Annotated in this window: 10 protein-coding genes and 1 pseudogene; 6 read left to right on the top strand and 5 right to left on the bottom strand. The window is 61.0% G+C overall.

Translation table 11 applies throughout. The features are described 5' to 3' along the window. The first annotated feature begins 358 nt into the window (after positions 1-358). Both fadB and fadA read left to right on the top strand, forming a co-directional pair. Positions 359-2575, top strand: a complete 2217-nt coding sequence (gene fadB / locus HF027_RS06905; RefSeq protein WP_168014159.1) for a fatty acid oxidation complex subunit alpha FadB — start codon at positions 359-361, stop codon at positions 2573-2575. 27 nt (positions 2576-2602) lie between these two features. After that, positions 2603-3781, top strand: coding sequence for an acetyl-CoA C-acyltransferase FadA (fadA, locus tag HF027_RS06900; RefSeq protein WP_168014157.1), 1179 nt, complete (start codon positions 2603-2605; stop codon positions 3779-3781). 78 nt (positions 3782-3859) lie between these two features. Here fadA and HF027_RS06895 read toward each other — a convergent pair whose 3' ends face one another. Beyond that, positions 3860-4456, bottom strand: a complete 597-nt coding sequence (locus HF027_RS06895) for an inorganic diphosphatase (RefSeq protein ID WP_168014155.1) — start codon at positions 4454-4456, stop codon at positions 3860-3862. A 147-nt stretch (positions 4457-4603) separates the two neighbouring features. Then, positions 4604-5068 carry a flavodoxin family protein gene (locus tag HF027_RS06890; RefSeq protein WP_168014153.1) on the bottom strand — a complete coding sequence of 155 codons (465 nt, stop codon included), beginning with the start codon at positions 5066-5068 and terminating at the stop codon, positions 4604-4606. A gap of 252 nt (positions 5069-5320) precedes the next feature. Between HF027_RS06890 and HF027_RS15590 the strand changes: the two are divergent. Next, a pseudogene (locus HF027_RS15590) lies at positions 5321-5585 on the top strand (IS481 family transposase); the annotation flags it as partial. Here HF027_RS15590 and HF027_RS15480 read toward each other — a convergent pair. Then, positions 5537-6049, bottom strand: coding sequence for a hypothetical protein (locus HF027_RS15480; protein ID WP_209316418.1), 513 nt, complete (start codon positions 6047-6049; stop codon positions 5537-5539). The pseudogene HF027_RS15590 and the gene HF027_RS15480 sit on opposite strands and share 49 nt — an antisense overlap. 202 nt (positions 6050-6251) lie before the next feature. On the opposite strand from HF027_RS15480, the gene HF027_RS06880 reads away from it, so the two are divergent. Continuing rightward, positions 6252-7544 (top strand): cation:proton antiporter, encoded by a 1293-nt coding sequence (locus tag HF027_RS06880; protein ID WP_168014151.1) that lies wholly within the window; start codon positions 6252-6254, stop codon positions 7542-7544. 412 nt (positions 7545-7956) lie between these two features. Here the strand turns inward: HF027_RS06880 and HF027_RS06875 are convergent, their stop codons facing one another. Then, the gene (locus HF027_RS06875) at positions 7957-9045 is read right to left on the bottom strand and encodes a histone deacetylase family protein (protein WP_168014149.1); all 1089 of its coding nucleotides are present in this window, start codon (positions 9043-9045) and stop codon (positions 7957-7959) included. Between the two features lie 251 nt (positions 9046-9296). On the opposite strand from HF027_RS06875, the gene HF027_RS06870 reads away from it, so the two are divergent. Beyond that, positions 9297-9608, top strand: a complete 312-nt coding sequence (locus HF027_RS06870) for a hypothetical protein (protein ID WP_168014147.1) — start codon at positions 9297-9299, stop codon at positions 9606-9608. A 131-nt stretch (positions 9609-9739) separates the two neighbouring features. Here HF027_RS06870 and HF027_RS15855 read toward each other — a convergent pair whose 3' ends face one another. Continuing rightward, positions 9740-10252 (bottom strand): PAS domain-containing protein, encoded by a 513-nt coding sequence (locus tag HF027_RS15855; protein ID WP_168014145.1) that lies wholly within the window; start codon positions 10250-10252, stop codon positions 9740-9742. A 412-nt stretch (positions 10253-10664) separates the two neighbouring features. Here HF027_RS15855 and HF027_RS06860 point away from each other — a divergent pair, with 412 nt between their 5' ends. Next, the gene (locus HF027_RS06860; RefSeq protein ID WP_168014143.1) at positions 10665-11384 is read left to right on the top strand and encodes a Crp/Fnr family transcriptional regulator; all 720 of its coding nucleotides are present in this window, start codon (positions 10665-10667) and stop codon (positions 11382-11384) included. Positions 11385-11396: the final 12 nt, after the last annotated feature.

The following is an 11396-nucleotide window of genomic DNA, read 5'->3' as shown; positions in this document are numbered from 1 at the left end:
CCATGACCAGTCGCCCTGCCTGGAGGTACGTGCAATACGTACCTCCAGGATGCTTTGCTGCTTGATACCCCGCGCACGGTCTTTTTGTCATGACCCTTGGCATTGTTGTGACAGGGGCGCGTTGTTAGAGGACGTACCAGCTAGTCTTTGTGTAGCCCTTTTCTTTATTGGCCACTTTCCTTAGTGACTTTCTCTAGCCCCTTGCTTTAGTCCCTTGCTGGAGGGGGCCTGTAGTACCTTTCGCTAAGTGTATTGGGCTTGACGCTGCGGAGAGGCTGGCGCAAGCTTATCAGTAATCAAACGGCCGTATGAAAATGCGGTTCGCCAACGGCATCCAACCCTGCGTGGAGATTCGTGGATGATCTATCAAGGCAAGGCCATTACGGTGGCGAGCGATACCAATAACGGGGACGCCCCCATCGCCATACTCACCTTCGATCTGAAGGATGAGTCGGTCAATAAACTCTCCAGCGCCGTAGTCACCGAGCTGGGCGAGGCGGTCGGGGCCATCGCGGCAACCCAGGGCCTCGGCGGGCTCGTGATCACCAGTGCCAAGGACGCCTTTATCGTCGGTGCCGATATCACCGAGTTCCATGGCCTGTTCGAGAAGGGCGAGGATTACCTGGTCGAGATGAACCAGAAGGTGCACACCATCTTCAATGCCATCGAAGACCTGCCGTTCCCCACCGTCACCGCTATCAACGGCCTGGCGCTCGGTGGGGGCTTCGAGATCACGTTGACCACCGATTTCCGTGTCATGGCGGACAGCGCCAAGGTCGGCCTGCCCGAGACCAAGCTCGGCATCCTGCCTGGGTGGGGCGGCTGCGTGCGACTGCCGCGGCTGATTGGTGCCGATAACGCCATCGAGTGGATCGCCGGTGGCAGCGAGAACCGCGCCGATGCCGCTCTCAATATCGGCGCCGTGGATGCCGTTGTACCGGCTGAGCGTCTCGAGGCTGCCGCACGCGACATTCTGGCTCGTGCCATGAGTGGCGAGCTCGATTATCGCGCCCGTCGCGACGAGAAGACCTCACCGCTCAAGCTCGATGCCATCGAGCAGATGATGGCCTTCGAGACGGCCAAAGGCTATGTGGCCGGCAAATCGGGCCCGCACTATCCGGCGCCTATCGAGGCCATCAAGGTGATCCAGAAGGGCGCCGGCGAAGGCCGTGAACGCTGCCAGGCCATCGAGGCCAAGGCCTTCGCCAAGCTGGCGCTGACGGACGTCTGCTACAACCTGGTCGGGCTGTTCATGAACGATCAGCTGGTCAAGAAGAAGGGCAGCCAGTACGCCAAGCAGGCGAAGCCGGTCAACCAGACCGCGGTGCTGGGCGCCGGCATCATGGGGGGCGGCATCGCCTACCAGAGTGCCTCGAAGGGTACGCCGATCCTGATGAAGGACATCAAGGGCGACGCCATTGAGCTTGGTCTCAAGGAAGCGCGCAAGCTGTTCGCCAAACAGGTCGAACGGAAAAAGCTGACCACCGAGACCATGGCCGAGAAGCTCACCAACATCCGTCCCACGCTGTCCTACGGCGACTTCGATCACGTCGATCTGGTGGTCGAGGCAGTGGTCGAGAATCCCAAGGTCAAGGACGGCGTGCTCACCGAGGTGGAAGGCTATGTCGGCGAGGACACCATCCTCACCTCCAACACCTCGACCATCTCGATCACACGCCTGGCCGAGAACCTCAAGCGTCCCGAGAACTTCTGCGGCATGCACTTCTTCAACCCGGTGCACCGCATGCCGCTGGTCGAAGTGATACGCGGCGAGAAGACCTCTGATGCTGCCGTTGCCGCTACCGTTTCCTATGCCCGCGCCATGGGCAAGACGCCGATCGTGGTCAATGACTGCCCGGGGTTCTTGGTCAACCGCGTGCTCTTCCCCTACTTCGGCGGCTTCAGCCTGCTGGTCGAGCAGGGTGCCGATTTCCGCCGGGTCGACAAGATCATGGAGAAGTTCGGCTGGCCGATGGGGCCCGCCTACTTGCTTGACGTGGTGGGCATGGATACCGCCGTGCACGCCAATGAGGTGATGGCCGAAGGTTTCCCGGACCGCATGGCCCAGGGGGGCAAGAACGGTGGGAAAACGGCCATTCAAGTGATGTATGAGCAGGAGCGCCTGGGCCAGAAAAACGACAAGGGCTTCTACGCCTACGAGGAAGACAAGAAGGGTAAGCCGAAGAAGGTCGAGGACGAGACGGCGCTTCAACTGGTCGAGGAACTCGCGACGCAACACCAGGAATTTTCCGATGATGAGATCATCGCCCGCATGATGGTGCCGTTGTGCCTGGAGACGGTGCGCTGCCTGGAAGACGACATCGTGGCCACGCCGGCCGAGGCCGATATGGCGCTGATCTACGGCATTGGTTTTCCGCTGTTCCGTGGCGGAGCGCTGCGCTACATCGATGCCATGGGCGTGGATGCCTTCGTCGACCAGGCCGAGCGTCTGGCCGAGGAGCTGGGGCCACTCTATGCGCCCACCGACAAATTGCGCGCCATGGCCAAGGCCGGCGAGCGTTTCTATTCCGATGCCGCAGCGTCAAGTGCCGATTCCAGCCCTAAGCCGGCCTGATCCACCACGCACAGGAGAGGTTGTCAGATGAGTTTGAATCCAAGAGATATCGTGGTGGTCGATGGCGTACGTACCGCCATGGCCAAGGCCAAGAACGGCGCCTTCCGTCATGTGCGCGCCGAGAATCTGTCGGCGGCGGTGATGCAGGCGCTATTCGACCGTAACCCGGGGCTCAATCCGGACGAGGTCGACGACGTGATCTGGGGCTGCGTTAACCAGACCCTCGAGCAGTCGATGAACATCGCCCGCAACGCGGCGATCATGACCGGCATCCCGCGTACCGTGCCGGCCCAGACCGTCAACCGGCTGTGCGGTTCTTCGATGAGCGCGCTGCATATTGCCAGTGCCAATATCAAGGCCGGCATGGGCGACTTTTACATCATCGGCGGTGTCGAGCACATGGAACACGTGCCGATGACGCACGGTGTCGACGTCAATCCTGCCGCCAGCAAGCATGCCGCCAAGGCAGCGATGATGATGGGCCTGACCGCCGAACTGCTGGGCAAGATGCACAACATCAGCCGAGAGCAGCAGGACGCCTTCGGCGTGCGTTCTCATCAGCGTGCCCAGGCGGCAAGCGATGCTGGTCGCTTCGACAACGAAATCATCAGCGTCGAAGGCCATAATGCCGAAGGCTTCAAGGTACGCGTGGACCGTGACGAGGTGATCCGAGGTGACGCGAGTCTGGAATCCATGAGCGGTCTGAAGCCGGCCTTCGACCCGCGCCACGGCACCGTCACCGCCGGTACCTCCTCGGCGCTGTCGGTAGGCGCAAGCGGCATGGCGGTGATGAGCTATGAGCGCGCCCAGGCGCTGGGGCTCGAGCCGATTGCGCGGGTGCTTTCCACTGGCGTTGCCGGCTGCGACGCCTCGATCATGGGCTATGGCCCGGTGCCGGCGACCAAGAAGGCGCTCAAGGCCGCCGGCCTGACCATCGATGATATCCAGACCGTCGAGCTGAACGAGGCCTTCGCCGCCCAGTCGCTGCCGGTGCTCAAGGATCTCGGCCTTCACGACCGCATGGACGACGCGGTCAACCTGAATGGCGGCGCCATTGCCCTGGGGCACCCGCTGGGCTGCTCGGGGTCGCGGATCTGCACCACCTTGCTCAACGTGATGGAGCAACAGGACACCCGCCTGGGACTTGCCACCATGTGTATCGGCATGGGGCAGGGGGTGGCAACGATCTTCGAGCGCTTGAAGTAACCACCCGCGAGAAAGCTGCATTAGAAGCAATAACGGCGCCCCAAGGGGCGCCGTTGGCGTTACAGAGCCAGGCGTTGGTTAGTGTTGTTCCTGGTAGGCATCGAAGGCCTTGGTCAGGATGTCGCGTGCGTCGCTGGCATCGCCGAAGCCGTTCAGCTCAATGTCGCCACCATCCGGGAGATCCTTGTAAACGCGGAAGAACGCGTTGATGCGCTCAGCCTGCATCTCGGGAAGATCCTCAATAGCCATGACGTCGGCATAGCTAGGGTCGACATCGTTGGTCGGCACGGCAATGATCTTGTCGTCGGCTTCGCCGTCGTCGACCATACGCAGCACGCCGATGGCCCTGACCTTGATGACCGCGCCGGGATAAATGCTGTCGCGGGTCAGCACGAGAGCGTCCAGCGGATCGCCATCGCCACCTGCCGAGCTGGTGATGGAGCCGTAGTTGGCGGGATAGCGGACCGGCATCGAGACATAACGATCGACGATCAACTGCCCATGCTCGGCATTGATCTCATACTTGGTGAAACTGCCGGCGGGAATCTCGTTGACCACGTTGAAACTGGTCGGCGCGTCATCGGTTTGTGGATAGTCGAAGACATTCTGCTGTGCCTGAGCAGAGGCGGTAAATAGTAGGCCAGCGGCGACGAGTGAAGAGATGGCGGCTTTCATGAGACCTCAGGGCATCTTGTGGAGTGAGGTTCCCAGTCTATTCAGCGAAGCGTGACACCGGCGTTACAGGGTCTTGATCGGCGCCTGCCCCGACCATGACAGGGGCTGAATCCCTGGAGCATCTGGCGCCGTCAGACTTCATGACGTTCACCAGATTCCCGCATCCAGCCCTGCCGCCAGGTAGAGCCCCAGTTCCTCGACCTGGTCGGCGAAGCCATCCTGCCAGTCGCCGCGCAGCACCAGTGGCTCCTGCACCCACCGCCAGCGTAGCCCGGTGATGATCGATTCCACCGCTCGACGGGTGCCGGTGCCGTCGTGACCGGCGCGCACGTAGAGCGCGCAGGGAAGTCCCTGTTTCTCCTCGAGCACGGTGTAGTAGCTGCGATCGAAGAAGTCCTTCAGGGCGCCGCTCATGTATCCGAGGTTCTCGGGGGTGCCGAGCAGGATAGCATCGCAGGCGCGGATATCGTCCGGGCCGGCGTCGAGGGGCGCCTTCACCACCACCTCGATATCGTCGATATCCGGGTGGCGGGCGCCGCGGGCGGCGGCCTCGCGAAGGCGACGGGTATTGGCGGAGGGCGCATGGGCCACGATCAGCAGGCGTCTTGTCATGGCGGGCAGGGTGCCAGTCGGCGGGCCGCCTGGCTAGAGGCGGGCCACCGCCTGTCGCCGGGCTGGCGCGGCACGATCAGGGGCCGGGCTTGTCGGGCGCGGCCTTCGTTGCCCACGATGCCGCCTCAGGGGGTGGAACCGGTGGCCGTGGCAACGGTCGCGGCGTCTTCCTCTGCCAGGGCCTTGAGCAGCGCCTCGCGCAGGATCGGCAGGTGTCACTGGTCCAGGTCGCGCGCCGCGGAGCGCAGGGGCAGGCGGCGCGAGGTGCCGACATTGGCGGAACTGGCTCGGCAGGACGCCGGCGGTGATGGGAGGCCCCGGCACAAGCCCTTCAAGGACTATGAGCCGGGCTTCTGTGCACGTCGACATCAAACACCTGCCTCAGATGCCTGACGAGCCGCAGAAACGTTACTTGTACGTCGCCATCGACCGTGCCACGCGCTGGGTCTATCTGGAGATCAGGCGCAGTCAGTCGGCGAAGGATGCGCGTGCATTCATGCAGCAGGTGAAGGAGAAATTATCGATCAGACGAAGTCGATAGCTGACCACCTGGATTTTAACAGGCACCCCCCTGTGCCCTTGCGCGCCGGTTTCAGTGGCACGCCCACCAAGGGAGCAGTGGTGGCCGCGATCATGGCTCACCCCGGAGGGGGCGAGACTACCTTGCATCATCGAGAGAAGGGAAGAATTACCTGCTAGAATAAAAACTAGGCTGGTGCTGCATCGGGCACCGGCGATAACACGATAATCAAGGATAGAAGTCATGGGATCCAAGAAAAAAGAGGCGTGGGAAAAGGGTTGCCCGGAGGCCGATTGTGTTGCCAAGCTACGCCGTCTGGCAGATGCCATCGAGAAGGAAGAACGCTTCGAAATGTAGGTGCGGATGAACGCATCTATGTCCCCATCCAGGCCGAATTTACTATCGAGCACGAACGCAATGGGGATGAGGAAGAAATGACATTTCAAATCAAATGGGAACACTGAGCGGTTTGATACATACTATACAATCGTATCTATTCCACGGCCTTTCATGTAGATGACAACCCGCCGCGTGGAAACATGCCTTGTGCAGATGAGCCATCTTTTCCGCCATCGCAGAGGGGATTGATCAGGGGAGGCTCGTTGATTGGTCTATCACTCGGCTTGCGCGGTTATACGAACATACACACTAGCCGAGTTATCTATGACAACCGCTACTTGGTTTATCTTGATAGGCTCACTGCTTTTGGTAGTGGGATTTACTTTTTCGTATATTAAAAGCGTGCCGACCACCTCTGCCATTGTGTACCTTGTCATCGGGTGCGCTGTTGGCCCCATGGGCTTAGAACTATTTCATTTTAATCCGCTGGAAGAGTCGGGGTTGCTGGAGCTTCTGACCGAGATTGCCGTATTGATTTCGCTATATTGCGCCGGCGTAAAAATGCCAGCGCCAGTGAGCCTTAAGCGATGGCAAAACCCCATGAAACTGGCGGTGGTTTCGATGATACTTACGGTCGGATTAGTGACGCTTTTCGGCTACTACTTGCTCGCTCTACCGCTTGGGGCCGCCGTGTTGCTAGGTGCCGTAATCGCACCGACTGACCCTGTGTTGGCGACCGAGGTTCAGGTCCGTAGCGCAGATGATCCTGACGAGCTACGTTTTTCATTGACCTGCGAGGCCGGAATGAACGACGGCAGCGCCTTCCCATTCGTGATGCTCGGCCTAGGGTTGCTGGGGCTGCACGACCTTGGCGATGGCGGATGGCGGTGGCTGGCAGTGGATGTGCTCTGGGCAAGCGGCGCAGGCATCGGTATCGGCATCTTGGCGGGCATTAGTGTCGGTTGGTTAGTAACCAAGATACGCACTCGCTTTGTGGGTACTTTCTTTCTAGTAAGTTTCCTCGGCCTAGGGCTCATCTCATTCGCTTATGGAATCAGTCTGCTAGTGGATGCGTGGGGTTTTTTAGCCGTGTTCAGTGCTGCGGTTGCTTTACGCCATACCGAATTGAAATTGTCAGGACTCAAACAAGATTACTCGACACCTGTCGAGGAAAGTCTAGACGGAGAACCTCGGCCCATATCGGATATGCATGTGAGTGAAAGCTCACTGGTATTCAACGAGCATCTCGAGCGTCTGGCAGAAATCGTGCTGGTTCTACTGATAGGTGGCTCGCTCTTCTGGGACTCCTGGAGTTGGCGAGCCGTAGGGTTCGCGGCCTTTCTGTTTCTAGTCGTCCGCCCCATCAGTGTACATCTTGGCATGTTGGGAAGCAGGGCATCCATGCGTATGCGCCACCTCATGGGCTGGTTTGGCGTTCGTGGTATTGGCTCGCTTTACTATCTGATGTATGCCATCCAGCACGGCCTGCAAGAAGAAATAGCACTGGAATTGATGCACCTTACCTTTGTAGTGGTTGCCATGTCGATTCTGATTCACGGGATTAGTGTTAAGCCCACTATTGCTCGTTATTGGCCTTCGCGGAATACGAGGCATTAGCGACATAGTGAATTTAGGATTTTCAATTACCCAGGGCCTACCATCTGCGATCTTGCTGCTCACTTGTCAGAGAAGGCAGCCAGGCGGTGGGAATACGGAAACCTATGGCTCGTCCCTCGTTGCCCGGACGACACAAGAGCAATCAAAAAAAGCCGTCACACTCCATCGGCAGGAGAAGTCGCGGTGTTATCGACTTCGCGGGATGACGATAAACCCAGGTTGGGTTTTAAAAATACTCGCTGGTGGTGATAAGTAGAGTTAGTAGATTCGACTTTTCGGACAAAGCCTGGCGCTTGGCAAGCCGAAGGCAGTCGTTCTTACGATGGACTACCCGAACCATCAACTGTTCTTCGATGCGCTTGCGCAAATAAGAAGATTTCGCTCATTGTTGCCCGTCCCAGATGGCCCTTGGTCAATCCGGGGGTGGCCCGGCGAAGGCACCGCGGTGAAAGGCTGCCGCGGCCTCGACTTCGGCGATGCCACGCTGGCCGGGTTCCGGCGGCTCCGCGCCGGCCAGCACCTGAAGCACCGACCTGACACCGCGTGACAGCGAGATCAGGTTGTAGCCACCCTCCAGCACGAAGACCAGGCGTCCCTTGCAATGCCGGCGGGCCAGGGCCTTGAGGATGTCGGTCATGGCGGCGAAGCCGTCATAGGAGACCTCCAGGGCCAGGTCATGGGTGTGCGGATCGAAACCGGCCGAGACCAGGATCAGGTCGGGCTGGAACCACTCGACCGCCGGTACCAGGATCTCGCGAAAGGCCTTGAGGTAGGCGGCATCGCCGGCGTCGGCGGGGAGGGGAACATTGACGTTGGTGCCATCCCCGCGGCCCATGCCGACCTCCTCGAGACTCCCCGTGCCAGGATAGAAGGGGGCGGCGCGATGCAGGTCGAAGAACAGCACATTGGGGTCGGCCCAGAAGATATCCTGGGTACCATTGCCGTGGTGGGCATCCCAGTCAACGATCATCACTCGGGTACAACCCAGTGCCAGGCGGGCATGAGCGGCGGCCACCGCCACATTGTTGAACAGGCAGAAGCCGCGGGCGCGCACCGGCTCGGCGTGGTGACCGGGTGGTCTCACCAGTGCGAAACTGCTCTCGGCTCTTCCCTCGACGACGGCCTCGACGGCGGCGATCGCCGTGCCGGCGGCCACCTCGGCGGCGTCGACGCTACCGGGTGACACGGCCGTGGTGTCCACATCCAGCCAGGCACTCTGGCCGCGAAGCACGAAGATATGGTCCAGGTAGGAGCTGGTGTGCACGCGCCCCAGCTGCTCCCGCGTCGCCGCCATGCCCGACTCGAAGGTCACGCCGGGAACCGGCTCGAGTTCCAGAAGGTGCCGGATGGTGGTGAGCCTGGCGGGGTGTTCTGGATATTTCCAGGGAACGCCCAGTCCCACCAACAGTGAACGGATACGATCGTCCATGCGACCCGGCAGGAAAGGCACCTCGATATCCGGCTCATGGGCCAGCATTCGCTCGTCGTAGAAGACAATCATGCTGTTCTCGTCGGCCACAGTGCAAACTCCATGGGTGTGAAGCGAAACAGTGATTCAGGCCAAGTGCCTGACTACAGCATAGATGGGCAGGTCTATGGGGAGCGGGTGTCGACGAACTCACTCGGTGGCCAGGCACGCCAGCAGGTTCTTGCGCAGCGAACGGGGGTGATGCCCCGGTCGTTGATTGGCTCACACCAAGAGGCCACCGATCAGGGATCGGCGACCTGGGGCTCTTGCGTAAGCCGGCCCGCGTGCTCAAAGATTTCTTGGCCTTGGTCGCGTCGAGCTGGGCATTGACCAGCTTGTCGGTGAAGTCGACGGGCATCGCGCGCAGCGGCGGCATCTCGCTGGCCACGAGCCGCGGCCAGGTTGTACCCCTGATGCGCCTCCACGAAGACCCGGAGCGGCCCTTGGCCGGTCTCGTGCATTTGTCCCAACATGTACTGGGCGTAGCCGGTGGTGGCAAGGCGGAGGACTATCGGCAAGGCCTGGCGGTACTCCTGCCGCTCATGGCTCCCCAGAGTATCGGTGTGGGTGTCATCGGCATGGTCAGCGTGATGTGACCGAACAGGAAGCGCAGGAACACGAATTCTTCGAGGATGGTGACGAGGGCGTTTCCAGTGGGATGGTATGTCTCCGGCCGGCAGCCCCTCGGATTCCGATGCCTTGTCGACCCCCTCGCTCTTCGCTTGTCTCAACGAAGACCGAGAGCGGAGGGAACCACCAGAACGATGACAACGGTGCCATCGACGAGAGGAAACACTCGCGAGAGTGGCGCGCCGATCGCCTGCCGTTGTGACCAACCTGTCAGGGTCTCCGCCACCCGGTTCATGTAGGTGACCGTCCCGCGGAGGTCGATGGTCAGGACGGCATCGCCGATGGCGCCGAGGGCCGCCCGGGCCCATCGCTTCTCGGCCGCCAGGGCCGCCGCGAGGCTCCGTCTTGAGGGCCTGGTCGCTGTTCGCTCGGAGAGGCCCTCCGTGCGCCGAGGGTGACCTTGCCGCAGCGGCTGCTCGGCAGGGAAGAAGGTGGAACCGAGTGGTGTCCAGGTGGTGTCTTCATGCCTCGAGGTGTCCAGGTGGTGTCTTCTTGCCTCGAGTCGTCCCTCACGGACTCGGCCTGGGAATGCGCCTGGCCCATGGCGCAGATGCCCAAGCGTTGGGCAAGGCTGGTATGGTCCGCTGGGTCGCTCGAGGGCGTGAGACAAGAGACCTGGTCATCAGAAGGGCGTGTATTACCTACCATGAGCCGGTTTCCTGTTCTGGCGATGTCTGATTTCCGCCGGGACGGCGTTGCCTGACCCGGGGTTGGGAGCGTCTGGGTAGTATCCAGCGAGCGTAGTGGCGTGACAGCGTCGTTTCCGTGCGTTAGCGTACACAGCAAGGGCGTCGCCTCCTGCGCCTGTGTCGGCGGGGGGCAGCGCGTCAGGGTGTCTTGATGTATTTCAGGGGTGATTCCTGCCTGGTGCTGACGGGCAGACCATTGCCTGTTTCGTGACGTTATCCGGGGTGAGTCCGGCTGGAAGTTCCGGCAACTGCCCCGTATCGTCACCCACCTTCGGTCAAGTCCTCTCTGCTGACCCTGCGGTCGGGGAGCTGCCCGAGTCGGGAGACTCAGTCATGACCCTGCAACTTGATCCTCGCCAGAATCACCTGTTGGCGGCCCTGCCGCGGGATAAATACGAGCGCCTGGCGCCCCACCTCGAGCGGGTCGATCTGACGCTGGGGGAGTCGCTGGTCGAGTCGGGCATGATGATGCGCCATGTCTATTTCCCGACGGACTGCATCGTATCGCTGCTATGCGTCATGGAAACGGGGGATTCGACGGAAATTGCCGTCGTCGGTGCCGAGGGGATCGTCGGCATCTCGCTGTTCATGGGCGGCGAAACCACGCCGAGCCGCGCCGTCGTGCAGAGTGCCGGCACTGCCTATCGCCTCAAGGGGCAACTGCTGAAGGACGAGTTCGATCGCGCGTCAACGCTCCAGTTCCTGTTATTGCGTTATACCCAGGCCCTGATCACTCAGATGGCCCAGACGGCGGTATGCAACCGGCACCACAGCCTGGATCAACAGCTGTGTCGCTGGCTCTTGCTGAGCCTGGATCGCCTGCCGACCAACGAACTGGTCATGACCCAGGAACTGATCGCCAACATGCTCGGCGTGCGTCGAGAGGGCGTCACCGAGTCGGCCGGCAAACTGCAGAAAGCCGAACTGATTTCCTACCATCGCGGGCGTATCCGCGTCCTGGACAGGCCTGGCCTGGAAGCGCGGGTCTGTGAGTGCTATCCGGTCGTCAAGAAGGAGTACGATCGCCTGCTGAGCTACCATCGTCCCGGGTGAGGGGGCCCTGTC

It is taken from the genome of Halomonas salinarum, assembly GCF_012062845.1.
In the GTDB taxonomy this organism is placed as follows: domain Bacteria; phylum Pseudomonadota; class Gammaproteobacteria; order Pseudomonadales; family Halomonadaceae; genus Onishia; species Onishia salinarum.
This window is presented reverse-complemented; position numbering and strand designations above follow the sequence as displayed.